The following is a 25,365-nucleotide window of genomic DNA, read 5'->3' on the forward strand; positions in this document are numbered from 1 at the left end:
TTGTGTGCTCTACTTGTGGTTGTCGGCGGCCGGGGACCGAGGCCGCGGGCCCGATGCCGAATTTTTGTCTGAACCTCTGAGAGGGATGGTTTCCATGGACGCGATCTACACCGCCGTAGCCACCGCCACCCACGGCCGTGACGGCCGCGCCTACAGCTCCGACGGGCAGCTCGACCTGCAGCTCGGCATTCCCACGGAGATGGGCGGCAACGGGCAGGGCACGAACCCCGAGCAGCTGTTCGCCGCCGGGTACTCGGCGTGTTTCGCCAGTGCGCTCGCTCTCGTGGGGCGTGCGGCGAAGGTCGATGTCAGTGACGCCGCGGTGACCGCTGAGGTCGGGATCGGCAAGCAGGGGGAAGGGTTTGCCCTCAAGGTCACCCTGCGGGTGGAGCTGCCGGAGTCTGTCGACGCGGCTACCGGGCGGAAGCTGGTTGAGCAGGCGCACCAGGTGTGCCCTTACTCGAACGCGACGCGCGGGAACGTGCCGGTCGAGCTGGTCGTCGAGTAGTTTTCCTCGCCCCCGCCGCCCCTACCCTCCCCCAGTCTCGGCTTCGCTCGACCGGGGGGACCCCCATCGTCACTGCATGGGGGCTGCGCCCCCTCGCCCCCCTTTGCGCAGTTCCCCGCGCCCCTAGGTACCTAGGGGCGCGGGGAACTGCGCGGCTCGCCCCCACCGGCCCGCAGGCCAAGTCCTCCTCCAGCGGGGGTTCGGGGGCGGAGCCTCCGAGTCAGTGACGGGAACGGGTAGGGGCGGCGGGGGCGGAAACTCTCCCCCGTCCACCACAGCGGGACCCCCACCACCGCCACCAGCCACACCATCACCATCAGCCGGTCGATGGCGATGTCCGGGTGCGCGGCCATGCTCAGCATCCCGGTCGACGCGGCGCCCACCAGCAGCACCCCGAACGCCGGCCGCACCCGGAGCGCCCCCCAGACCCCCGCCCCGACGAGCACCAGGAACAGCGGCTCGGCCAGTTGCCGGCGCAGCCACTCGATCCAGAAGTTGACCTCCAGGTGGAGGAACTCCCGCCAGGGCCGCTCCCGGTCCGGCCGGAGGAAGTGGTCGGTGAGCAGGTCCTGGAGGCTGTCCGACTCCGAGGGGTAGTGGAGGAGCCGGGCGAGCAGGACCGTTCCCACGGCCGCCCCCACCGTCACCTTCAGCAGCGTCTTCACGCCGTCCCCGACCGCCCGCCCCGACCTCCTGCGGTGCACGCCGATCACGCAGCACGCCCCGGCGAGACACACCGCCAGGAACAGCGCCTGCGAGTGCTTCACGGTGAAGAGCAGGGCCAGGGAGAGGGCGACCACAGGGCCCGCCCGCCGCCCGCGCAGCACCAGCGCGCAGCCCCACAGCGCCGCGAGGGTGAGCGCCAGCATCGTGCCCTCGGTCATGGGCCGCATCGCGGTCACGCCCGTGGGCAGCACGTAGTACAGCGCCTGCCCGGCGAGCGCGGGCCCCACCGGCACGTCCAGCGTCCGCAGGAGCAGGAACACCAGCACGCCCCCGGCCGCCGCGACGCACACCCCCGCCGCCCACAGCCCCCATGTCACGCCGAAGACCGTCACGAACGGCAGGAGCAGCAGTGGATAGCCGGGCCGCACCTCGAAGATCCGCATGAACCGCTCGCTCATGAAGGGCGCGGTCCAGCCGGAGGTCTGTCCCGCGTCGAGCCGCCGGCCGACGCTCCAGTGGTAGTAGCGGTCGCACTCCGCCCGGATCCCCGGACCCGGATCGGGGGCACGGAAGCGCCGGACGTCCACGCTGTGGTTGCGCGAGGCCGTCTCGCCCCGGCTCGCGCACACGTACGCGATGCTCCGCCCCGCCGCCTCCGTCTTGTCGGCGCCGCCCAGACTCAGCGCGTACGACAGGTAGTTGCGGCTGTCGGGGGTGTCCCGGCCGGTCACGTTGGCGAGTTGGAGGCAGCCGAACAGGGCGGCGAGGAACAGCACCCACGCGGCGGGGCGAGCCTTCATGAGCGGGTCAGGGCGTCGCTCGGAGCACCGGACGCCGGCGCGGGCGCGGGAACCATGGGTACGGCCAGGTCCTCGCCGAGCATCAGCGTCCTTACGACCCTCTCCGCGGCCCGGCCGTCGTCGTACCCGCCGAACCGTGACCGGAAGGCGGTCCGCAGCCGCGTCGACTCCTCGTCCCGCCACGCGCCCGACGCGAACAACCGCGCCAACTCGTCCTCGTCGCGGGTGACATGGCCCGGCGGATGTTCGGTGACGTCGAAGTACGTGCCCCGGGCGGCCAGATACGTGTCCAGGTCGTAGGTGTGCAGGACGATCGGCCGGTCGAGGTGCGCGTAGTCGAACATCAGGGAGGAGTAGTCGGTGATCAGGGCGTCGGAGGCGAGCAGCAGATCCTCCACCCGCGGTTCGTCGGTGACGTCCAGGAGGAGACCGCGCGCGGCCAGGTCCCGCAGTCCGAGGCCGCGTTCGTGGTGCCGGGCGAGGGACGGGTGCAGGCGGACCGCCAGGACGTGGTCGCCCGGCAGCCCCGCGATCAGCCGTTCCAGGTCGCAGGCCGGTGCGTAACCGCCCTGCCGGTGGTCCCGGTTCGTCGGCGCGTACAGGAGCAGGGTGCTGTCGGCCGGGACGCCGAGACGCTGCCGTACGGACTCGCGGCGGCCCTCCTCCGGGCGGATGAGGCAGTCGTTGCGCGGGCTGCCCGAGCGCAGGGACGTGAAGCCGCAGGGGTAGGCGCGGTCCCAGACCAGCTCCGAGTGCGGGTTCGCGACCAGGCTGTAGTCCCAGCGGTCGGCGCGGGTCAGCATCTTCGGGACGCTGAAACCGCGCCGGGCGCCCGGGTACTTCAGCAGGTCCGCGCCCATCGACTTCACCGGGGTGCCCTGGTGGGTGTGGATGTGGACCGCGCCCCTGCGCTTGACCAGGTCGTTCGCCCAGTTGACGTTGTTGATCAGGTAGGTGGCGCGGGCCGTGACCCTGCGGTAGGCGCGGCTGCCCGGCAGGACGTGTTCGACACCCGGCGGCAGTGTGTCCACGTGGTCCTTGCCGACCACCCACACGGACCTGATGTGCGGGGCGAGCTCCTGCGCCGTGCGGTGGATCGCGCCCGGGTCGCCGAGGACACCCCGGTGCGAGAACGCCGAGTACACCGCGAGATACGGGTCGAGCGCGCGCCGCAGGACCAGCCGCCGGTGCAGTGCGAGCAGCACCCTGCGCAGCCGTCGCCGCCACACCCGGTGGCGCCTGCGCAGCCCCGCCCGCTTCACCGAGGCGAGCCGGTGCAGGGCGTACAGGGCGTACGGGGCCCGGGCGAGCAGCGTGGACGACGTCCGCGGGATCCGCGCGCCGAGCCGGTGCCCCTCCGGCCGGTACGCGCGCAGGTCCCGGGCCGCCCGCCGGTGGAACTCGGGCCGCGACGACGGCGGTACGCGGTCCGCCTGGCGCAGGATGAAGAGGTAGTGGTCCGCCATGTGGTCGTAGAGGAAACCGCGCCACCGCTCCAGCTCCGGCCGCTCCCCGAGGAACCGGAACAGCCGCTCGTACTGCGCGAACACCTCGAAGTGCTCCCGGCTGGGTGTGCGCATCGCGTTGCCCTGGCGGCGCTGGCGGTAGTACACGCAGATGCGGTCGACGAGGGTGATCGTGCGGGCCGTCCACAGCGTCTGGTAGACGATCACCGCGTCCTCGTAGAAGCCGGTGGGGAAGGTGAAGCCCCCCGCGCGGAAGAAGTCGAGGCGGTACGCCTTGTTCCACACGACCGTGAACAGGTCGAGCAGTTCGGGGCGTTCGGCGACCGTGAACACGTCCGGGCCGGGCGCGGCGAACATCTCCGCGTCCCGGTTGCGCTTCACCGCGCCGTACCAGTGGGTGCGCGCGTAGTCGAACAGCACGATGTCCGGCCGGCCGGTGGCGTCGATGCGCTCGGCGATCGCCCGCAGGGTGCCCGGGGTGTAGCTGTCGTCGCTGTCCAGGAAGAGCAGGTACTCGCCGCGCGCCAGCTTCGCGCCGTGGTTGCGGGCCGGGCCGATACCGCCGTTGACGGGCAGGTGCACCGCCACGACCCGCTCGTCGCGGGCCGCGAACTCGTCGATGATCGCCGGGCTCCCGTCCGGGGAGCGGTCGTCGACCACGATCAGTTCGAAGTCGCCGTACGACTGGCCGAGGACCGACTCCAGACAGGTGCGCAGGTAGCCCTGCACGTTGTGGACGGGCACGACGATGCTGAAGCGGGGCATGGCACTTCCAGGTCCGGGAGCTTGCTGGGGCGCGGCTGTACGGGAGGGCATCGATGTGCCCATCAGCGGGCCGGCGTGCGGGGGCGGGACACGGCGGCGGCCGGTGCGGGCAGGCGCTCGCGCAGCGGGATCGGCGCCGGCAGCTCCTCCTCGGGCTGTCCGAGCAGCACCCGCCGTACGACCCGTTCGGCGGCCTGGCCGTCGTCGAACTCGCAGAACCGCTCACGGAAGGCGGACCGCAGTGCGGCGGACCGCCCGTCCGCCCACCGGCCCGAGGTGAGGACCTCGATCAACTCCTGCTGCGTACGGGCGACATGGCCCGGAGGCTCGGCCAGCAGGTCGAAGTAGACGCCCCGGGTGTCCCGGTAGACGTCCCAGTCGTCGGCGTACGTGACGATCGGGCGGTCGAGGTTGGCGTAGTCGAACATGATCGACGAGTAGTCCGTGATCAGCGCGTCCGCGGCCAGGCAGACGTCCTCGGTGTCCCGCAGGGACGTCACGTCGATCAGCCGGCCGTCCGCCACGGCCTGTCGCAGACCGGCGTCACCGTCGAGGAAGTAGTGCGCGCGCAGCAGCACCACGAACTCGTCGCCCAGCTCGGCGCAGAACCGCGCCAGGTCGAACTGCGCCGACACGTCCCGCGGATAGTCCCGGTAGGTCGGCGCGTACAGCAGGGCCACCCGGTCCTCGGGGACGCCGAGCCGCTCGCGGATCGCGGCGACCTCGGCGGGGCCCGCCGTGCAGAAGCGGTCGTTGCGCGGATAGCCGTACTCCAGGTGCTCGAAGGCGCTCGGGTAGGCGCCCGACCAGACCTCCGTGGAGTGGGTGTTGGAGGACAGGGAGCAGTCCCAGCGGTCGACGCGCCGCATCAGCTTGCCGAAGCTGCCGGTGGCCGCCGCGACGGCCCGGTACTCGATCTGGTCGACGCCCATCCGCTTCAGCGGGGTCCCGTGGTGGGTCTGGACGTGCACGGTGCCGGGGCGCTTGACCACGGCGTGCTCGAAGTTGACGTTGTTGAAGGTGTACTTCGCGCGCGCCATCACCTCCCAGTACCGCCTGCTCCCGATCACCACGCTCTCCACGTCGTCCGGCATGTGCGGGAGTTCCTTCTCCTTCACCAGGAACACCGACCGGATGTGCGGGGCGAGTTCGTGTGCCTTGCGGTGGATCGCCGCCGGGTTGCAGGCGTAGCCGCGTCCCCAGTAGGCGGCGAACACGGCGAGGTTCTCGTCCAGCGGCCTGCGGAGATACCACGCGTACGTCAGGGCGCGACGCCTGCGCAGCGCGGAGCGGCCCGCGTACGCCCGCGCCCGCGCCGCCGGCCGGCCGAGTGCGGGCAGCGCCCGGAACGCCGTGTACGCGCCCCGCCGCAGCAGCCGGGCCCGCACTGTTCCGGCCCGGTGGCCCGCGGGGCGGTACCGCCGGTAGAGCCTGCCCGCGCGCCGGAAGAAGGCCCGGTCGCGGGGGGCGGTGGCCGCCGTGTCGAGGACCTCGGCGAAGAGCCGGCTGAAGAGCTGCGCGAAGAGGGCGCCCGCCCGGTCCCCGGAAGGTTCCTGCCCGGCGGCCCGGTCCAGCACCAGCTCGACCTGGTCGAGGAGTTCGGCCCGCGCGGCCGGTGTCGTACCGCCGCCCCGCCGGCGTTCGGGACGGCGTACGCACACGGCGGGCAGTACGGCGGGCAGTACGGCGGTCTCGCCGGCCGCGAGCGCCACGAGACCGGCCCAGCCGAGGTCCGCGCACCGGCCCTCGGGGAGGACGAGTCCGTGCTCGCGGAGGAAGGCACGGCGGTAGACGGTGGCCCACACCGGCAGCCGTACGTCGGCGGGATCCCTGTCCTCGAACAGCTCCGCGACCGGCTCGCCCTCCCACCACGGCACACGCTCGTGGCCCAGGCGCAGCACGTCGATCCCGGCTTCGGTCTCGGCCCCGCCGGACTCCCGCAGCCGCGCGTCGATCCCGGCCAGCGCCCCCGGCGTCAGCACGTCACCCGCGTCCAGGAACAGCACGTACGCTCCGGTGGCCGCCCGCAGCCCGGCCTCGCGGGCACCGGCGACCCGGACGACCCTGGTGTCCCGCCCGGCGTACTCGGCGACGAGCGCGCCCGCGGGCGAGTCCGGTTCCGTGCAGGCCACGACCAGCTCGAAGTCGGCGAAGGACTGGGCGAGCACCGGATCGAGGGTCGTGGGCAGCCGCCCCCCGACGCCGTGGACGGTGACGATGATGCTGAAGCGGGGCAAGGAGACATCCATGGGTCGGCTCGGGTCGGGTCGGCTCGGGCGTACTGCCGGGGAACGGCCAATGGGGTGACGCGGTTACGCCGGGTGCTGCATTCGGGGTATGCCGGGGAGACGCACGGAGGAGCCGGCCCCTGGAGGGTTGTCCCGCCATGTGTGCGGGCGGCCCAAGGGCGGTGCCGAGCGACGGCGGGACCCCGCCGGCCGGTGCCCGACCGGCTCCCGGGTGGCGGGCCACGCCACCCGGAGCTGCTGCGGAAGCGGCGGCGGGACCGGAGCTCAGGGCGTTTCGACGGCGGGGAGTGGGGCCCCGGGTGCCGGGACCGGGGGAAGTGAGGTTGCGGGGTTGCGGGATGCCGTGGACGGGACCGGGCGGCGTTCGGGTGGGGGGATCACCGCGGGGAGGCCGGCTGTTTCGCCGAGTACGACCCGGCGCACGATCCGTTCGGCGGCGCGGCCGTCGTCGTACGGGCAGAAGCGCTCCCGGAAGGCCGCCCTCAGCTGCGCGGAGCGCGAGCCGCGCCAGTGGCCCGTCGCGAAGATGTCGATCAGCTCGTCCTCGGTGCGGGCGATCGCGCCGGGCGGGAAGGCCCGCAGGTCGAAGTAGGTCCCGCGGGCGGCCTCGTACGCCTCGGGGTCGTCCGAGAGGAGCACGATCGGGCGGTCGAGGCCCGCGTAGTCGAACATCAGCGACGAGTAGTCCGTGACGAGCGCGTCCGAGGCGAGGCAGAGCGACTCGACGCTCGGGTGGTCGCTCACGTCGATCAGCCGGCCGCCACTGCGGGCCAGCGGCGCCCCGTACGAGGGGTGGGCGCGGGTCAGCAGGACGAACCGCGGGCCGAGCCGGCGCAGCACCCGCTCCAGGTCGAGCGGGGTGCGCTGGGTGCGGCGGTAGTCGCGGTGCGTGGGCGCGTACAGCACCGCGACCGTGCCCTCCGGGATGTCGAGCGACTCGCGCAGCCGCGCCACCTCCGCCGAAGTGGCCCTCTGGAAGACGTCGTTACGGGGCTGGCCGTACTCCAGCATCGTGTACGCGGCCGGGAAGACGCGCTCCCACACGAGCGTGGAGTGGCGGTTGCCGGACAGGCAGTAGTCCCACCGGTCGGCGTCGCGCAGCACCTCGGCGAAGTCGGTGTCCCGCGCCGCCGCCGGGCGGTCCTGGAGGTCCAGGCCCATGTGCTTGAGCGGGGTACCGGCCTGCGTCTGGATCAGGATCTGGCCGGTCCGCTTGACCAGCCGGCGGTCGAAGCCGGCGTTGCCGACGACGTACTTGGATCGGGCCAGCGCCGTCCAGTAGGCGGCGGACCCCGGCGTCAGCCTGCGGGTGCCCGTCGGGACCGTGTGGTGGAAGCCGGGGTCCGCGACCCACGCGGTGCGCATCCCCGGCGCGTGCGTACGGAACGCCGCCTCCAGCGCCCCCGGATTGCAGCCGTGACCGCGCCCCGCGTGGCCCGCGAACACGGCCCGGTCGGCCCGTACGGGCAGCAGGCGCTGGACGCCGTAGTGCAGCCGCAGCGAGGCCGTCCGGACCCCGCGGGCCAGCGCCCCGGCGAGCCGCGCGACCCGTCGCTTCAGCCGCGTCGCCGTCCACAGCGCCCGGTAGGTGCGATGGCTGCCGAGGCGGACGAGGGCGTGCCGCAGCCGGTTGCGGGGCGGGACACCGGCCTCGCGTACGCGGTAACGGACGTAGTGGGCGCGGGCCTTGCGCAGGAACGCGGCGCGGGAGCCGCGCGGCAGCCGGTCGCGCTTGAGGAACACGGCCGACAGATGATCGACCATCCGCTGGAACAGGACCGGCCGCCAGCGCTCCAGCTCGGGGTGCGCGTCGAGATGCGCGAAGACCCGGTCGTACTGGTCGAAGATGTCGAAGTGCCTGCCGCTGGTCGTGCCGAGGATGTTGCCCTGCCGCCGCTGCCGGTAGTGGACGCAGACCCGGTCGAGCGTCGCGATGGTCTCGGCGGCCATCAGGACCGGGTACGTCCAGGGCGTGTCCTCGTAGTAGCCGGGCGGGAACGTGAACCGCTCCCGCTCGACGAACTCCCGGCGGTACGCCTTGTTCCACACGACCATGAGGACGTCGAGGAGCCCCGGCCGGTCGTCGAGGCGGAACGGCGCCGGGCCCTCCTCGTGGAGCTGACCCGCCCGCACGTTGCGGACCGCCTCGCCCGACCAGAAGGTGCGCGCGTAGTCGTAGACCAGGACGTCCGGATCGCCGGTCTCCTTGATGCGGTCGGCGATGTCCCGCAGCGCGTGCGGGGTGAGGGTGTCGTCGCCGTCCAGGAAGACCAGGTAGTCGCCGGTCGCGGCCCGCATCCCCGCGTTGCGGGCCCGGCCGAGGCCCACGTTCTCCTTGAGGTGGACGGCCCTCACCCGCGGATCACGGGCCGCGAACTCGTCGGCGATCGCACCGCAGGCATCCGGCGAGCAGTCGTCGACAGCGATCAACTCCAGATCGGTGAACGACTGTTCAAGAACCGATGCCATGCACTCCTGCAGATACGCCTGGACCTGGTACGCGGGGACGATGACACTGAACCGGGGCAAGGGACATCCATGGGTCGGCGCGGCCATATTGCCCGGCAACGGCCGAAGGGGTTACGGGGTTACGCCGAATGCGGCATGTGGGGGACCCCGGGCCGACGCGAAGGGGCGGACCGCGACCGGCCCGCCCCTCAACACGATGGCCGTGAGGGCTACTTCACCGCCCCCGCCATCACGCCGGACACGAACTGCCGCTGGAACGCGAAGAACACGGCCAGCGGGATCACCATCGAGATGAACGCGCCCGGCGCGAGCGTCTCGATGTTCCCGGAGAACTGCCGGGTCTGCTCGGTCAGCGCGACCGTCAGCGGCCGGGAACCGGAGTCCGAGAAGATCAGCGCCACCAGCATGTCGTTCCACACCCACAGGAACTGGAAGATGCCCAGCGAGGCGATCGCGGGCGCCCCCAGCGGCATGATCACCGTCGCGAACAGCCGGGTCTCGCCCGCCCCGTCGAGCCGCGCCGCCTCCAGGAGTTCACGGGGGATCTCCGCGAAGAAGTTGCGCAGCAGGAAGATCGCGAACGGCAGGCCGAAGCCCACATGGAAGAGGACCACGCCGATGACACTGCCGAAGATCCCCAGGTCGCCGAAGAGATCGGCCAGCGGGATCAGGGCGATCTGGACGGGCACCACCAGCAGCGCCACCACGGCCACGAACCACCAGTCGCGGCCCTTGAAGTCCATCCACGCGAACGCGTATCCGGCCATGGCGCCGATCACGACGACCAGGACGGTGGCCGGCACCGTGATGTACACCGTGTTGAGCAGGGAGTCGGTGATCTCCTCCTTGCCGAGCAGGGTCGAGTAGCTCTCGGTGGTGAGCTGGGACGGCTTGCTGAAGACGTCCCACCAGCCGGAGGCGGCGATGTCCGTCGGGTCCCGGAACGACGAGGCGAGCAGCCCCACCGTCGGCGTCACCCACAGCAGCGCGACCAGGATCAGGAAGACCCGCATCACGCCGCCTCCCGCGACACTCGCGATGCGGGAGCCGAGCGAGCGCTTCGGCGGACCGGAGGAGTCCGCGGCCACGGGCGGTTCCCCGGAGTCCCCGGATCCCTTCAGAGGTACGGAGGGTGCGGTCACCGTCGGCGCTCCCTTCGCAGTCGGCGGATGTTGACGATCATCACCGGCATCACCAGGAGCAGCAGGACGATGCCGATCGCACTGCCGAGCCCCTGGTTGTTGCCGCCGCCGAAGGACGCGTTCACCAGTTGCAGGGCCAGCACGTTGGCCTCGTCCTTGCTGGGCTGCGGGGCGATGATGAAGACCAGGTCGAAGATCTTCATCACGTTGATCATCAGGGTGATCAGGACGACGACGAGGACCGGCGCGAGCAGCGGGACCGTGACCCGGCGGAACACCTGCCACTCGTTGGCCCCGTCGACACGGGCCGCCTCCAAAAGGTTGCGGTCCACCCCGGCCAGCCCCGCCGCGATGAGCACCATCGCGAAACCCGCCCACATCCAGGCGTACGAGCCGATGATGGCCGGGGTGACCAGGCTCGGGCCCAGCCAGTCGACGCCGTTGTAGGGCTCGGCGAAGTTCGAGGACGGCAGCCGCAGTTGCGCGCCCGCGGCGGACGCCGGCAGCGTGAACGTACCGTCGTCGCCGGCCTTCGCCGAGGCCACCACCTTGCCGTCCTTCACCGCCTCGACCTTGATGCCCGGCAGCGCCTTCTCACCCGCGTCGACGGCGCCCTTCGTGCCGCCGCCGCCCAGCTTGAAGTCCAGCCAGACCGTGCCGGACACGCCGTCGCCCGAGGTCTTCGCAGCCTTGGCGTCCCCGGGATCGCCCGGCACCTTGTTCGGGGCGATGCCGACCAGCGGGATCAGCACCGGGGAGCCCGCGCCCACCGTGTCCGTGGAGGTGAACGCGCCCCCGCCGGACGCCTTGAGGTCGCTCTCGGTGGACGGCCGCGCCTTCGGATAGACCGACGACTCGGCGAACGTGTCGTGCACGCCCACCAGCACGGCGTTGGCCACGCCCTGGTCGGGGTCCGCCTCGTACACGAGCCGGAAGATGATGCCCGCGGCGAGCATGGAGATCGCCATCGGCATGAAGATGACGAGCTTGAACGCCGTGGACCAGCGAACCCGTTCGGTCAGCACGGCGAAGACCAGACCGAGCCCGGTCACCAGCGCCGGAGCGACCGCGACCCAGATCGCGGTGTTCTTGACCGCCGTGAACGTGGCGTCGTCGCTGAACAGGTCCCCGTAGTTGCCGAGACCCACGAAGCCCGAACCGTCCGCGTCGTACAGACTGCGCCAGACCGAGTACCCGATCGGGTAGACCACGAGCGCGCCCAGCAGCACGATCGCCGGCAGCAGGAACAGCCCCGCCACCCACCACCGCGTACCGATCACACTCTTGCGTTTGCCGGCGGGGGGCACCGGGTTCGCCGGGCCCCCCGCCGTCGCGAGCTGCGACGACATCGGCGGCCGTCAGCCCTTGTACGCCTTGGCGGCGGCCGTCTCCAGCTGTTTCTGCGCGCCCTCGACGTCCGACGGGGTCTTCAGGAAGTCCTGCAGCGCCTTCCACTCGCCCGTGCCCTCCGTACCGCCGAAGGCGGCCGGGGCCTGGTCGGACATGTCGAAACGGAAGGAGTCGCCCGCCTTCAGCAGCGCCTTGCCGATGTCCCGCGCCACGTCGTCCTTGTACTTGTCCGCGTTCATCTCCTTGTTCGGGGAGATGAAGCCGCCCTGCGCCGCCCAGATCTCGGCCGCGTCGGTCGACGCCAGGAACGTCAGCAGGGCCTGCGAGCCCTTGTCGTCCTTCAGCGCCACCGCCACGTCACCGCCGCTGACCACCGGCGACGCGTCACCGACCGCCGGGAACGGGAACACCTTGGCGTCCGTGCCGATCTCCGCCTTCGTGTCGGCGTTGATGTTCGCCGCGACGAAGTCGCCCTCGAACACCATCCCCGCGGGCGTGTCACCGGAGAAGGTGTTCGTCACCGACTTCGGGAACTCGGTGCGCAGCGCGCCCGCGTTGCCGCCCGCGATCAGGTCGTTCTTGCCCCACAACTGGGCCAGCGTGGTCAGGGCCTCCTTCACGGACGGATCCGTCCACTTGATCTCGTGCTTGGCCAGCTGGTCGTACTTCTCCGGGCCCGCCTGCGAGAGATAGACGTTCTCGAACCAGTCGGTGAGGGTCCAGCCGTCCTGCCCGCCGATGGACACCGCGGGCGAACCCGCGTCCGACAGGGTCTGCGCGGTCTGCACGAACTCGTCCCAGGTCTTGGGCTCCGCCGTGATGCCCGCCGCCTCGAACGCCGCCGTGTTGTACCAGACCAGCGACTTGTTGGCGGCCTTCGCGTAGACGCCGTACTGCTTGCCCTCGTACGCGCCCAGGTCCTGCCAGCCCTTCGAGAAGTTCTTGTCGAGCTGCGCCTTCGCCTCGGCGCCCATCGGCTTGACCCAGCCCTTCTGGGCGAACTGGTGCAGCACACCGACCTGCGGGAGGAACGCCACGTTCGGCGGCTTGCCGCCCTCGATCTTCGTGCCGAGGAACGTGGAGGTGTTGTTGCCGGTCGGTACGTAACTGACCTCGGCGCCCGTCCGCTTCTCGAACTCGTCCAGGACCGCGGTGAAGTTGTCCTGCTCGGGTCCGGTCCACACGGCCGCGACCTCAAGCTTCTGCCCGTCGAGCTTGGGGAGTTGCACGCTGGAGGCGGCGCCGGTGCCGCTCTCGCCGCCGTCGTCCTTCTTGTCGTCGTCACCGCCGCACGCCGTGAGCGTGAGTGCCATCGCCCCCGCGACGACGGCGGCCGCCGCCTTCGCGGCTCCGCTCCTCCGGTGCGACCTGCTGATTCGAAGAGTGCTGCTGCGCATGGTGTGCCCCGTTCTCCGTCGAACGTGCGAGGTCCTGCCCGTGCGCTCTTGGTCTACGCCCGTGCGCTCGACGTCGGCAAGGGCGCCTGCGCTGTCAGGGGGGTGATCGTGACCGCGTCGTGACGTGGGTGGTTTGGGTTTGGGCGGCACCCACCACGGGGCTGCGCCCCGGGTCCCCGGGGGGTGGGTTGTTGGGTGCGGGCCGGTGGGGGCTGGTCGCGCAGTTCCCCGCGCCCCTGAGGGGCGGGGCTGCGCCCCTGGCCCCCGGCCGTTCGTCGTCGGGTGCGGGCCCGGTGGGGGCTGGTCGCGCAGTTCCTCGCGCCCCTGGGGCTTTCAGCCCGTCCGGCGTTTGAGGACGAGCGCGTTCAGCGCGATGGGGGGTGGGGGCGCAGCCCCCATGGCTGGTTACAGCAGGGAGGGGACTTCTGCTGCTGAGACCGAGCGGGAGGCTCGGTCCAGGGCGCTGGCCAGGAGAGCCAGGTCCGTCGGACCGTTGCCCAGTTCACGCACGGGCCGCCGAGCCGGCGGATCCCCCATCCGCGCCCACTCAAGCGGCACGACCGTGGGCCGCAGCGTCGCCGTACGGGGGATGCGCCCCGTGACCCGCCCGCCCTGGAACGGCACGGACCGCCCACCCGGCCCCACCGCACCGAGCCGGCCCCGCCCGGGTGACGGCTCCTCCGCCCCCACCCCCGGCGCTTCGAGCACGACCCGCAGCCCGGCCCGCCGAGCCAGCTCCGTCTCGTCCGTACGGACCCCGCCCCCGGTGGCCGCCACCAAATGCACTCCGAGTCGCTCACCGTCCCGGGCGACCCCTTCCAGGGCCCGTACGACGGACCCGGCCGCCGGCCGCCCGGGGGACCCCAGCGCGGGGGACAGCAGCGCGTCCAGGTCGTCGACGACCACGACGAGCCGGGGCAGCGGCGGCCCGGCGTCCGGCCGGGACCGGGCCGCGGCGGGCCGCAGCCGCAGCGTCGAACTGGACGGAGTGTCGAGATCCGCGGCACCGGTCGCGGAGTTCACCGCCGAACCCGCCGCCCCCGCGGACCGCTGCGCGACGACCCGGCGCGGCCCCTCCCGGCCGGCGTGCCACTCCGTGAAGTCGAGGCGCCCGAGCAGTTCCGCCCGCCGCTTCAGCTCGGCGGACAGGGACTGTGCGAACTCCCGCATGCGTACGGGATCGTGGGCGCCCAGATGCGTCGTGACATGCGGCAGGTCCGTACAGACCTGCAGCCCGTCCCCGCGTGCCGCCGAACCACCGCTGCCCGTGCCGTCCCGCCCGTCGACCAGCACGATCCCGAGCCGGTCGGGCCGCTCCGCGGCGGCGAGCGACGCGGCGACGGAACGCAGCAGCTCCGTACGCCCGCTGCCCGGGGGGCCCTCGATCAGCAGATGCGGGCCCTCGCCCACGAGGTCCACGCCGACGGGGCCGCGCGGCCCGGCGCCGAGCACGGCCGTGGCCCGGCCGCCGACCGCCTCCGGGTCGTCGGCCGCGTCCGCCCAACGCGCCATCAGGGACGCCGGCGTCGCCCGCGCCAGCCCCAACTCGTCCAGCAGTCGCGCGGTGTGCGGCAGGGGCGCGGACACCCGGGTGTGCCGCTCCCCGGCCCCGCCCTCCGCGCGCAACGGTGCCAGGGCCCGGGCGAAGCGCTCGGCCCACGCCATGGAGACGGCGTCCACCGCGGCGACCGTGCCGTGCCCGACGGGCCCGCCCGAGGAACCCGAGGGCGCCGAAGACCCCGATGGAGAACCCGACGAGCTCTGAGTCTGTGTCGCGGGCGCCACGCGCAGCAGCCGCAGGGCCGTCGCCACATCGCCGCTGAGCAGCGCGACGGCCCCGCAGTCGCGGAACGCGGGCGACACCGCACACGCCGCCTCGTACGTGTCGATCACGGGGGAGGACGGTGACGCGGCCGGTGTCTCGGCGAGGCAGATGACATGGATGCCGACCTGGGGACCTTCGGCCGCGAGCCGCGACACCGCTTCCCGCACACCGGCCGACCCGGGGTCCCCGTCCACCACGACGACGGTGTGGGGACCGGACCATGCGGTCTCGGCCGGGTCGTCGTCGGACCGGGCCCAGGAAGGCCGTCCGCTCTTTTCGCGTGCCTCACCGGCCTGGCTGCCGCTGCGGGGGAGTCCGAGGTGGGTGACGTGGGGGTCGCGGGCGAGCGGATGGCTCCCGGGGGCGGGCAGGCCGGAGGCGTCCCGGCCGGGTGCCGTCCCGGCGTCCGCCGGGTTCCTCGGGCGCGGCGCGAAAGCCCCGCTCTCGTCGGGCGAGCCCTCGCCGAGGCGGGGTCCGTGACCCCGTTCGGCGGCCCGCCCCGTCTCCGTCAGGTGGTCCTCCAGGCGCCGGATCAGTTCCTCCGTGCGCGCCGTCGCCTGTTCGCGGTCGTAGGCGAGCAGGAGGCGGCAGTCCTGGCCGTGGGTGGGGCGCAGGTGGGGCAGCCAGCCGAGCCACGACCACTCGGCGATGCGGTCCTGAAGGGAACGCGAGCGGTCCGTGCTGAGAAGGGTGATCTCCAGCGAGTCGGGGGAGTGCAGCGCGGCGAGCTGGGCCACCACGGCGCGCGCGAGCCCCGACAGACGCTCGCGCGGTCCGGCCAGGCCCAGCGCCCCGACCTCCCGCAGCCCCGCGGTCACCGGGACCGCGGACAGCAGGCCGGAGCCGTCGGGTGTGCTCCGGTCCGCCGTACCGAGCCGGACCGTGAGGGTCTCCTGGTGTCCCGGTTCGCGCTCCCACAGCCGCCGTCCCGGTCCGAGCGCCGCCAGCAGCAGCGCGGCCGGATCGGGCCATCGCTCGGGTGCGGGCACGCCCAGCGCGACGGGCTCGGCGAAGGGCGCCTCGTACGAGTCGTACGGGTCGTACTCGGCCCCGCCGTCGCCGTACTGGTCCTCGCTCCGGGATCCCGCCAGCCGGCGGGCCCACGCGGAGAGGCCGCGCTTGCGCGCGGCGCGCGGCACGGGTGTCCCCCGGAGGGGAGTGCCCTTCCGCTTGCCCTCGCCCGGCCCCTGGACGTCGGCGCCAGGGTCCTCCTCGTACGGCTCTCCGGCGTCCCCGTACTCGATCCTGGGCGCCCCGCCCTGGCCCGGCACCACGTGCGGGCCCGACGGCAGGTGCTCCTGGGTGCCGGGGGCCCCGCTTCCCGCGGAACCCCATCCGGCCGTGCCGTAACCGTGATGGGTCTCGCCGGTCGGCGGCACGGCACCGGAGCGGGAACCTCCGGTGCGCCGGGCGTCCCCTGAGCTCTCGGCGCCCCGGGAGCCGACGGCGGAGTCCTCGCCGCGCGCACGAGGCACCCTCGCGCCTCCGGGGCCCGCGTCGGACCGGGACGCGGACCCGGCGCGCGACGGGTCTCCGGACCGGGACGAGGCTCCGGATCCGGCCTCCGCCGGGCCACCGGAAACGGCTTGATTCCGCCCCTGCTCCTGTCGCTGGGCCCGGTCCCGGTCCTGGCCGTGCCCCGCGCCCGCCCCCTCGCCGCGTACCTGCGCTTGTCCCTGTCCCTGTCCTTGCCCCTGGCCCTGCCTCTGTGCGTATCCCGTCCCGGAGCGGGATGCACTCGCCGTATATCCGGCTCCTTCGGGAGCGTCCGACGTCTGCCCGGGCCGCCCCGACCGCTCCCGGTCGGGGCCTCCGGCGCCCGCCGGCACCACCCGTACGTGCCCCTCGCCGTCCGGTGCGGTCTCCAGGATGTCGGCCGGTTCGCCCGCGGGGGCCAGCAGGAGGGCCGACTCGCCCACCCGCAGCAGCGCGCCCGGCGCGAAGCGCACCGGGTGGTCGCCCACGCGCCTGCCGTCCAGCACCGTGCCGTTCGTGGAGCCCAGGTCCGCCACCGAGACATGGCCGTCCGCCGCGACCGTCACGGCGCAGTGCAGCCGGGAGACGTCCGGGTCGTCCAGCGGTACGTCCGCGTCGGCGGAGCGGCCGATGTCGATCCGGCCGCCGTGCAGCAGATGGACGCCCCCGGCGTCGGGCCCGGCGACCACCCGCAGCTGCGCCGCCGCGGGATCGACGTCGGGGCCCGGCTGCGCGGGGGACCCCAGGGACAGCACGGCGCCGTCCATCAGGGGAGGCTCACCCAGCGTGCAGCGCTGTGCGTCGAGCCGCTCCGCGTCCGCGTACAGCACCCCGGGGCCCTCGCCCCCGACCGCCGAGGCGAGGCCGGAGGCCACCGCCGCGAGCGCGGTCCCGGCGGGCGCCGTGACCAGCACGTCGCAGGACGCGGGGCGTCCGTCGGGGCGCGTCCCCAGCGGGTCTACGACGGTCAGCCGGATCTGCATCGCCGTCAGCGGTCCCTTCTGTCGCGGGCGCCCGCGACGGGGCTCTCCCGCGGTCCCCACCGCGGATTCCCCCACCGCGCACGGGCACGTCGGCCAGTACGGAAAGCATCCTCGCACTTGATACTGACAACACGCCCGCACTCCGCAAGCAAGTGATCTTGATTGGTCGGCTCTGCCCGCAAAAGTGCCTGACCAATGCCCGGTTGAGATCGGTCACGTCAAGATCCGGCAACCAAAGCACCCGAAGCGCGCGTCTTTTCATCGAACACATACGGGAAAGCCCCACGTAATGCATGGGTGGGCGGGACGGAGAAAACCGCGGCACGACGACCACCCGGAGCCGCGTTCGTCGGCATTACAGTGGGTCGGAACCACCCGTAGCGCGGTGGACGGACCAGCCAAGCAAGCAGCAGGGAGCGCATGACGTGCGGCCGGTAGGCAGCAAGTACCTCCTGGAGGAGCCGCTCGGACGCGGCGCCACGGGCACCGTCTGGCGGGCCAGCCAGCGCGAGGCGGCGGGCGCCGAGGCGGCCGTGGCCGGTCAGCCCGGCGAGACCGTGGCGATCAAGGTCCTCAAGGAAGAGCTCGCGAGCGATCCCGACATCGTGATGCGGTTCCTGCGGGAGCGCTCCGTCCTGCTCCGCCTGACCCACCCGAACATCGTGCGCGTACGGGACCTCGTGGTCGAAGGCGATCTGCTGGCGCTGGTCATGGACCTGATCGACGGTCCCGACCTGCACCGCTACCTGCGGGAGAACGGCCCGTTCTCGCCGGTCGCCGCGGCTCTCCTCACCGCCCAGGTCGCCGACGCGCTCGCCGCCAGCCACGCCGACGGCGTCGTGCACCGCGACCTGAAGCCGGCGAACGTACTGCTCCAGCAGCAGGGCGGCCAGATGCACCCGATGCTGACGGACTTCGGCATCGCCCGCCTCGCCGACTCCCCGGGACTGACCCGCACCCACGAGTTCGTCGGCACGCCCGCGTACGTGGCGCCCGAGTCCGCCGAGGGCCGCCCGCAGACCTCCGCCGTCGACATCTACGGCGCCGGGATCCTGCTGTACGAGCTGGTCACCGGCCGTCCGCCGTTCGGTGGCGGCTCCGCTCTCGAAGTCCTCCACCAGCACCTGAGCGCCGAGCCCCGCAGGCCCTCCACGGTCCCCGACCCGCTGTGGACCGTCATCGAGCGCTGCCTGCGCAAGAACCCCGACGAACGGCCCAGCGCCGAGAACCTCGCCCGCGGCCTGCGTACGGTCGCCGCGGGCATCGGGGTGCACGCGAACTCCGCGCAGATCGCCGCCGCCGAGGCCGTGGGCGTACTCCTCGCCCCGGACCCGGCCCCCGCCGCCGTACCGGGCGAGTTCGGCGCCGCCGACCCCACCCAGGTGCTCCCGCAGGGCGCCGCCTCGTACGACCCGAACGGCGCGACCAGCGTCCTGCCGCACACCGGCGCGGGCGCGGCCGACCCCACCGCCGTACTGCCCCATCGCGGCGCGGCCGACCCGACGGCCGTGCTGCCGCCGGTGCCGCCGAACCAGCCAGGCGCGGGCCCCGAGGACCCGCACCCCTGGCAGAACCAGCTGCGCGCGGCCCGCGACCGCAACGAGGCGACGCAGGTCCAGTCGTACCTCGACCCGAACGAGGACCCGCTCCGCCGCCGCCCGCAGCGGCAGGTCTCCCGGCCGCCCCAGCAGCAGCCGCAGCAGCCGCCGCCCCAGCAACCGCAGCCGCGCGGACAGCGCAGGCAGCGCAACCAGCCGCCGCCGCAGAACCAGCAGGGGTACGGCTACCCCCAGCAGGGCGGGCAGCAGCAGGGGTACGCCCCGCAGCAGCAGGCCCCCCAGCCTCAGCGGTACTCCCCGCCGCCGCAGCAGCCCCAGCAGCCCGCGCCGCGTCCGCAGCGCGAGCCCCGCCAGCGCAGCGCCAACCCGATGAAGATCCCCGGACTCGGCTGCCTCAAGGGCTGCCTGTTCACGATCCTCATCCTGGTCGTGGCCGGCTGGGCGATCTGGGAGTTCAGCCCGCTCCAGGGCTGGATCGGGACGTCGAAGGGCTACTGGGAGCAGTTGGGGGACTGGTACGGCAAGGTCTCCGAGTGGGTCGGGCGACTCAACTGAGTTCCTGAAGCAGTCGTTCCACGAGCTTGCTCCCTCCGAATCCCCGGAATCGCGCTGCGGTTCTGGGGATTTGTCGACACCTGGGGGGTGATTTCCGTCCCGGAAGTGAAGGTTGGTGCTCCGGGCGCGTAGTTTTGTCGCCAACACGCGCCCGTAGGAGCAGTCTTGGTACGGAAGATCGGCAGCCGGTACACCGCGCACCAGATCCTGGGACGGGGCAGCGCCGGCACGGTGTGGCTGGGTGAGGGCCCCGAGGGGCCCGTCGCCATCAAGCTGCTGCGCGAGGACCTGGCGTCCGACCAGGAGCTGGTGGGACGGTTCGTGCAGGAGAGGACAGCCCTGCTGGGCCTCGACCACCCGCACGTCGTCTCCGTGCGGGACCTGGTCGTCGACGGCACCGACCTCGCCCTCGTCATGGACCTCGTCCGCGGCACGGACCTGCGGACCCGGCTCGACCGCGAGCGTCGCCTCGCGCCCGAGGCGGCCGTCGCGATCGTCGCCGACGTCGCCGACGGGCTCGCCGCCGCGCACGCGGCGGGGGTCGTGCACCGGGACGTGAAGCCAGAGAACGTGCTGCTCGACATGCAGGGGCCACTCGGACCCGGCGGTTCGCACCCCGCGCTGCTCACGGACTTCGGCGTCGCCAAACTCATCGACTCACCGCGGCGCACCCGCGCGACGAAGATCATCGGTACGCCGGACTATCTGGCACCCGAGATCATCGAGGGCCTGCCCCCGCGCGCGGCCGTCGACATCTACGCGCTGGCGACCGTGCTGTACGAGCTGCTCGCGGGCTTCACCCCCTTCGGCGGCGGACATCCGGGAGCCGTCCTGCGCCGGCACGTCACCGAGACCGTCGTCCCGCTCCCCGGGATCCCCGAGGAACTTTGGCAGCTGCTCGTGCAGTGCCTGGCGAAGGCGCCGGCGTCGCGGCTGCGGGCGTCCGAACTGGGGGAACGGCTGCGCGAGCAGCTCCCGCTGCTCGCCGGGATGCCGCCGCTGGACGTCGACGAGCCCGACGGGGAGGCCGAAGGGTCCTACGAGGACGCGGCGCCCGCGGCCGAGCCGGAGGCTCCGCGGGAGCGGGTGCGGCGCGGGGCCGTTCCGCTGGTACCGGGGGCCAAGCCGGACTCGAACCGGGACACGCACACGTCCATGCGGGTGCCGGGGCCCGACGAGCTGGCGGGGGGCGCGCTGGGTACCGCGCGGGCGCCCCGGGCGGCGGGGGCGCCGCGGCCGGGGTCCGCGCGGCATCGCGCTTCCGCTCGGCGGCGGCGGATCACGCTGGGGGTGGCGGGGGTGGCGCTCGTCGCGGCCATAGGGGGCGGCGCGTGGCTGGCGACGTCGGGGGACGACGCGGACGGGTCCCCCGCAGACCAGGAGAGTTCGGCCCCGGCCTCTCCCTGACCGGAGGAGGGTGGTCCCCGTCACCGCATGGGGGCTCCGCCCCCTGGCCCCCGGTTGCGCAGTTCCCCGCGCCCCTTAAGGGGCGCGGACGGGCCTCGCCTGAAGAGGTGCGGACCGGCTTCGGCTGAAGGGGTGCGGACCGGCTTCGGCTGAAGGGGTGCGGACCGGGCTTGCCGTGACTGCCCTGGTGGAAATAGGGGCGCAGCCCCGTTTCCAGGGGCGCGGGGAACTGCGCGGCCCGCCCCCACCGGGCCCGCAGACGAAGCTCCTCAGCCCCTCCGGCGTTCGAGGGGCCCACGGCCAGGGCCGCCCGACTTGGCGGAGCCGTTACGCTGGGGGGCGTGGCAGTCGTCGATGTTTCCGAAGAGCTCAAGTCCCTCTCCTCGACCATGGAGTCGATCGAGGCCGTCCTGGACCTCGACAAGCTGAGGGCGGACATCGCCGCGCTTGAGGAGCAGGCGGCGGCGCCGTCCCTGTGGGACGACCCCGATGAGGCGCAGAAGATCACCAGCAAGCTGAGCCACCTCCAGGCGGAGGTGCGCAAGGCCGAGAACCTCCGCGGGCGTATCGACGATCTCAGCGTGCTGTTCGAGATGGCCGAGGAGGAGGACGACCCGGACACCCGTGCCGAGGCCGAGACCGAGCTCACCGCCGTCAAGAAGGCGCTGGACGAGATGGAAGTCCGCACACTCCTGTCCGGGGAGTACGACGCCCGTGAGGCCGTCGTCACCATCCGCGCCGAGGCCGGTGGCGTCGACGCCTCCGACTTCGCCGAGAAGCTCCAGCGCATGTACCTGCGCTGGGCCGAGCGCCACGGCTACAAGACGGAGCTCTACGAGACCTCGTACGCGGAGGAGGCCGGCATCAAGTCGACCACCTTCGCCGTCCACGTCCCGTACGCGTACGGCACGCTCTCCGTCGAGCAGGGCACGCACCGGCTGGTGCGGATCTCGCCCTTCGACAACCAGGGCCGCCGCCAGACGTCGTTCGCCGGTGTCGAGATCCTGCCCGTGGTCGAGCAGACCGACCACATCGAGATCGACGAGTCCGAGCTGCGTGTGGACGTGTACCGGTCGTCGGGTCCTGGCGGTCAGGGCGTCAACACGACCGACTCCGCGGTCCGGCTGACCCACCTCCCCACCGGCATCGTCGTCTCCTGCCAGAACGAGCGCTCGCAGATCCAGAACAAGGCGTCCGCGATGAACGTCCTCCAGGCCAAGCTCCTTGAGCGCCGCCGCCAGGAGGAGCAGGCCAAGATGAACGCGCTCAAGGGCGACGGCGGCAACTCCTGGGGCAACCAGATGCGTTCGTACGTCCTGCACCCGTACCAGATGGTCAAGGACCTGCGCACGGAATGCGAAGTCGGAAACCCCGAGGCCGTTTTCAACGGTGAGATCGACGGTTTCCTGGAGGCCGGAATTCGCTGGCGCAAGCAGCAGGAGAAGTAAGCGACTTTTCCGTACGTCGTTTTGTCGACAGGGCAACTGCGGTCCACCGGACGGCAGTTGCCCTTTCTGCTGCGCTCTGGTGAGTGATGTGTGGGTTTTACATCACACTCACATGACACTGCGCCGGTCAAAAGACCTTGATCTGGACATCGCGGTCGCAACGACCTTGACGATGTCTTGAAAGATGGGAAAGCTGACGCGTGGCATGCGTATTTCTGGGGCGCGTGTGAACCGGGGGCCCCACTGGGCCATCCCCGAGGTCGCGGCCCCGGACGCTGCACCATTGACGATGAGCTACTGGGGGTAGCAACCAGATGACCAAGAAGACGCGGATCCGGATCGCGCGGATAGCCGCCGGTGCGGTGATCGCCGCCGGTGCCTCTCTGACCGCCGCCGGTGCCGCCTCGGCGCTCGACGTCGGTGTCGACGTGGCCGGCCTGAACGTGGGCGCCAGCGTCGACGAGGGCGGCGTCGCCGTCGGTATCTCCGCCGACGACCCGACGACCCCGCCTCCGACCGACCCGGCGGACCCCACGGACGACCCGACGGTGATCCCGACGGACCCCACCACGGACCCCGAGGAGCCCACCGAGGAGCCCACCGACCCCACCGAGGAGCCCACCGAGCCCACGGAGGAGCCGACCGAGGACCCCACCGATGACCCGACCACCCCCGGCAACGGGAGTGAGAACGGCAGCGGCGGCGGCAACGGCGGCAGCGGTGGCAACGACAACAGCGCCGACAGCGCCGACGGCAGCTCCAACGTCGTCGAGCAGGGTGCCGGCAAGGAGAGCCTGACCGACACCGGTTCGGACACCTCCGCCCAGGGCACCGGTGGTGAGCTGGCCGAGACCGGCGCCGCCGAGAACATCACGTACCTGATGATCGGCGCCGCGACGATGATCGCCGGCGGCATCGGCTTCCGTATGCTGCCGCGCCTCATGAGCGGCCGCGGCGCGGCTGCCTGACGCACGACGCCTGACGCGTGACGCATGACGTGTGAGATGTGATGCGGGAAGGGCCCGGAGCCATCGGCTCCGGGCCCTTCCTTGTGATCCTTGTGACGCGTATCTCCTACGCGGTCTGGTGGGCCAGCAGGGCCACCGCCGCGATCAGGATGGCGAGCAGTGCGATCAGTGTCATGGGGTTGAGCCCACCGCCCAGGGGGCCCTCGTTCTGCAGGCGTGCGCGGTTCGCTCGGCACACGGGGCAGCGGCCCTCGTTCACGGGCGCGGCGCAGTTCGCGCACACCAGCCGGTCGTACGTCATGCGCTTGCCCTCCTTGCACCGGTTCCACGGACACAACGCTCTCGGGGACGGATACGTTCCCTCTCCACTGTGCCAGGTTCCTCCGGAAGGTGCGCGGGTTCCTGTGTGGATGCCTTTTCGGGGGCTCGGGCGCCTCGGGAGGGGGCTGCGGGTCGTATCGCGGCTGCGGGGCGGTGGGGGCTTGTCGCGCAGTTCCCCGCGCCCCTGGAGGGGCGGAGCCCTTCCTGGAGAAGCCTCTTCTCTTATGTGCCCGGTACAAATGCGCACAACCCTTGTGCAACCCGTCTCCGCGCCTGCGCGCGTGCACTCAGGTCGCGTAAGGTCACGCTCATCTAGCCCCCATACCCCCGACGGCCTGTGGTGCATCCGTGATCCGATTCGACAATGTCTCCAAGGTCTACGCCAAGCAGACCCACCCCGCTCTCCGGGATGTCTCCCTGGAGGTGGAGCGCGGTGAGTTCGTGTTCCTGGTGGGGTCATCCGGCTCCGGAAAGTCCACCTTCCTGCGGCTGATCCTGCGCGAGGAGCGGGCCAGCCACGGTCAGGTGCACGTGCTGGGCAAGGACCTCGCGCGCATCTCCAACTGGAAGGTGCCGCAGATGCGCCGCCAGTTGGGGACCGTGTTCCAGGACTTCCGCCTCCTGCCCAACAAGACGGTCGCCGAGAACGTCGCCTTCGCGCAGGAAGTGATCGGCAAGTCCAAGGGCGAGATCCGCAAGTCCGTGCCCCAGGTGCTCGACCTCGTCGGCCTCGGCGGCAAGGAGGACCGGATGCCCGGCGAGCTGTCCGGCGGTGAGCAGCAACGCGTGGCCATCGCGAGAGCGTTCGTGAACCGGCCCAAGCTGCTGATCGCGGACGAGCCCACCGGAAACCTGGACCCGCAGACCTCCGTCGGCATCATGAAGCTGCTGGACCGGATCAACCGGACCGGGACCACCGTCGTGATGGCGACGCACGACCAGAACATCGTGGACCAGATGCGCAAGCGCGTCATCGAGCTGGAGAAGGGTCGCCTCGTCCGCGACCAGGCGCGCGGCGTCTACGGCTATCAGCACTGACCGCGAGTCCCACGCGTCCGTCCACGGAAAGGCCTGAGAAGACGCCATGCGCGCCCAGTTCGTTCTGTCGGAGATCGGTGTCGGTCTCCGCCGCAATCTCACGATGACCTTCGCGGTCGTCGTCTCCGTCGCCCTGTCCCTCGCCCTGTTCGGCGGCTCGCTCCTGATGAGCGACCAGGTGAGCACGATGAAGGGGTACTGGTACGACAAGGTCAACGTCTCGATCTTCCTCTGCAACAAGTCCGACGCGGAGTCCGATCCCAACTGCGCCAAGGGAGCGGTCACCAGCGAGCAGAAGAAGCAGATCGAGACCGACCTCGGCAAGATGTCCGTCGTCGACAATGTCACGCACGAGTCGAGCGACGAGGCGTACAAGCACTACAAGGAGCAGTTCGGCGACTCCCCGCTGGCCGCCTCGCTGACCCCGGACCAGATGCAGGAGTCCTTCCGCGTCAAGCTGACGGACCCGGAGAAGTACCAGGTCATCGCGACCGCCTTCGACGGCCGTGACGGCGTGCAGTCCGTGCAGGACCAGAAGGGCATCCTCGACAACCTCTTCGGGCTGCTCAACGGCATGAACTGGGCGGCCAGGGCGGTGATGGCGATGATGCTCGTCGTCGCGCTGATGCTGATCGTCAACACCGTGCGCGTCTCCGCGTTCAGCCGTCGGCGTGAGACCGGGATCATGCGCCTGGTGGGCGCCTCCGGCTTCTACATTCAGGCGCCGTTCATCATGGAGGCCGCCGTCGCCGGACTGATCGGCGGTGGTGTCGCCTGCGCCTTCCTGGTGATCGCGCGGTACTTCATCATCGACCACGGTCTCGCCCTGTCCGAGAAGCTGAATCTGATCAACTTCATCGGCTGGGACGCCGTTCTCACGAAGCTGCCGCTGATCCTCGCCACGAGCCTTCTGATGCCCGCGCTGGCCGCGTTCTTCGCGTTGCGCAAGTACTTGAAGGTGTGACACATGCCA

Annotated in this window: 16 protein-coding genes; 7 read left to right on the forward strand and 9 right to left on the reverse strand. The window is 72.0% G+C overall.

Going from position 1 to position 25,365, the window contains the following annotated elements:
* The first annotated feature begins 94 nt into the window (after positions 1-94).
* Positions 95-508 carry an organic hydroperoxide resistance protein gene (locus C6Y14_RS08240; RefSeq protein ID WP_107015887.1) on the forward strand — a complete coding sequence of 138 codons (414 nt, stop codon included), beginning with the start codon at positions 95-97 and terminating at the stop codon, positions 506-508.
* A gap of 131 nt (positions 509-639) precedes the next feature.
* Here C6Y14_RS08240 and C6Y14_RS08245 read toward each other — a convergent pair whose 3' ends face one another.
* The 8 genes from C6Y14_RS08245 to C6Y14_RS08280 all read right to left on the reverse strand — a co-directional run bounded on the left by C6Y14_RS08245 (position 640) and on the right by C6Y14_RS08280 (position 17,096).
* A complete protein-coding gene (locus C6Y14_RS08245) occupies positions 640-1,974 on the reverse strand; it encodes a hypothetical protein (RefSeq protein WP_159074194.1) in 1,335 nt (444 codons plus the stop codon).
* Positions 1,971-4,205 (reverse strand): bifunctional glycosyltransferase/CDP-glycerol:glycerophosphate glycerophosphotransferase, encoded by a 2,235-nt coding sequence (locus C6Y14_RS08250; protein WP_107015889.1) that lies wholly within the window; start codon positions 4,203-4,205, stop codon positions 1,971-1,973. Before C6Y14_RS08250 ends, C6Y14_RS08245 begins: the two co-directional genes overlap by 4 nt.
* A gap of 62 nt (positions 4,206-4,267) precedes the next feature.
* Positions 4,268-6,442, reverse strand: a complete 2,175-nt coding sequence (locus C6Y14_RS08255; protein WP_107016403.1) for a bifunctional glycosyltransferase/CDP-glycerol:glycerophosphate glycerophosphotransferase — start codon at positions 6,440-6,442, stop codon at positions 4,268-4,270.
* A 276-nt stretch (positions 6,443-6,718) separates the two neighbouring features.
* Entirely contained in the window at positions 6,719-8,983 is a 2,265-nt protein-coding gene (locus C6Y14_RS08260; protein ID WP_107015890.1) for a bifunctional glycosyltransferase/CDP-glycerol:glycerophosphate glycerophosphotransferase, read from the reverse strand.
* A 149-nt stretch (positions 8,984-9,132) separates the two neighbouring features.
* Positions 9,133-9,936: a carbohydrate ABC transporter permease gene (locus tag C6Y14_RS08265; protein WP_199854701.1), complete on the reverse strand. Its 804-nt coding sequence runs from the start codon at positions 9,934-9,936 to the stop codon at positions 9,133-9,135.
* Between the two features lie 125 nt (positions 9,937-10,061).
* Complete coding sequence (locus tag C6Y14_RS08270; RefSeq protein ID WP_107015891.1) at positions 10,062-11,414, reverse strand: carbohydrate ABC transporter permease; 1,353 nt, start codon at positions 11,412-11,414, stop codon at positions 10,062-10,064.
* A 9-nt stretch (positions 11,415-11,423) separates the two neighbouring features.
* Positions 11,424-12,812, reverse strand: coding sequence for an ABC transporter substrate-binding protein (locus C6Y14_RS08275; RefSeq protein WP_107015892.1), 1,389 nt, complete (start codon positions 12,810-12,812; stop codon positions 11,424-11,426).
* 405 nt (positions 12,813-13,217) lie between these two features.
* Entirely contained in the window at positions 13,218-17,096 is a 3,879-nt protein-coding gene (locus C6Y14_RS08280; RefSeq protein ID WP_107015893.1) for an FHA domain-containing protein, read from the reverse strand.
* A 425-nt stretch (positions 17,097-17,521) separates the two neighbouring features.
* Between C6Y14_RS08280 and C6Y14_RS08285 the strand changes: the two genes are divergently transcribed.
* The 4 genes from C6Y14_RS08285 to C6Y14_RS08300 all read left to right on the forward strand — a co-directional run bounded on the left by C6Y14_RS08285 (position 17,522) and on the right by C6Y14_RS08300 (position 23,033).
* On the forward strand, positions 17,522-19,210 hold the full coding sequence (locus C6Y14_RS08285; RefSeq protein WP_107015894.1) for a serine/threonine-protein kinase: 1,689 nt from the start codon (positions 17,522-17,524) through the stop codon (positions 19,208-19,210).
* 165 nt (positions 19,211-19,375) lie between these two features.
* Positions 19,376-20,617 carry a protein kinase domain-containing protein gene (locus C6Y14_RS08290; protein ID WP_107015895.1) on the forward strand — a complete coding sequence of 414 codons (1,242 nt, stop codon included), beginning with the start codon at positions 19,376-19,378 and terminating at the stop codon, positions 20,615-20,617.
* A gap of 341 nt (positions 20,618-20,958) precedes the next feature.
* The gene (prfB, locus tag C6Y14_RS08295) at positions 20,959-22,065 is read left to right on the forward strand and encodes a peptide chain release factor 2 (RefSeq protein ID WP_107015896.1); all 1,107 of its coding nucleotides are present in this window, start codon (positions 20,959-20,961) and stop codon (positions 22,063-22,065) included.
* A 314-nt stretch (positions 22,066-22,379) separates the two neighbouring features.
* A complete protein-coding gene (locus C6Y14_RS08300; RefSeq protein ID WP_107015897.1) occupies positions 22,380-23,033 on the forward strand; it encodes a hypothetical protein in 654 nt (217 codons plus the stop codon).
* Between the two features lie 106 nt (positions 23,034-23,139).
* On the opposite strand, the gene C6Y14_RS08305 is transcribed toward C6Y14_RS08300, so the two are convergent.
* Complete coding sequence (locus tag C6Y14_RS08305; protein WP_107015898.1) at positions 23,140-23,334, reverse strand: hypothetical protein; 195 nt, start codon at positions 23,332-23,334, stop codon at positions 23,140-23,142.
* Positions 23,335-23,702: 368 nt separating this feature from the next.
* Between C6Y14_RS08305 and ftsE the strand changes: the two genes are divergently transcribed.
* Together ftsE and ftsX are read left to right on the forward strand one after the other, a co-directional pair.
* Positions 23,703-24,392: a cell division ATP-binding protein FtsE gene (gene ftsE / locus C6Y14_RS08315; RefSeq protein ID WP_107015900.1), complete on the forward strand. Its 690-nt coding sequence runs from the start codon at positions 23,703-23,705 to the stop codon at positions 24,390-24,392.
* A 46-nt stretch (positions 24,393-24,438) separates the two neighbouring features.
* Positions 24,439-25,356 carry a permease-like cell division protein FtsX gene (gene ftsX, locus C6Y14_RS08320; RefSeq protein ID WP_107015901.1) on the forward strand — a complete coding sequence of 306 codons (918 nt, stop codon included), beginning with the start codon at positions 24,439-24,441 and terminating at the stop codon, positions 25,354-25,356.
* Positions 25,357-25,365: the final 9 nt, after the last annotated feature.

It is taken from the genome of Streptomyces dioscori, assembly GCF_003024195.1.
GTDB lineage: Bacteria > Actinomycetota > Actinomycetes > Streptomycetales > Streptomycetaceae > Streptomyces > Streptomyces dioscori.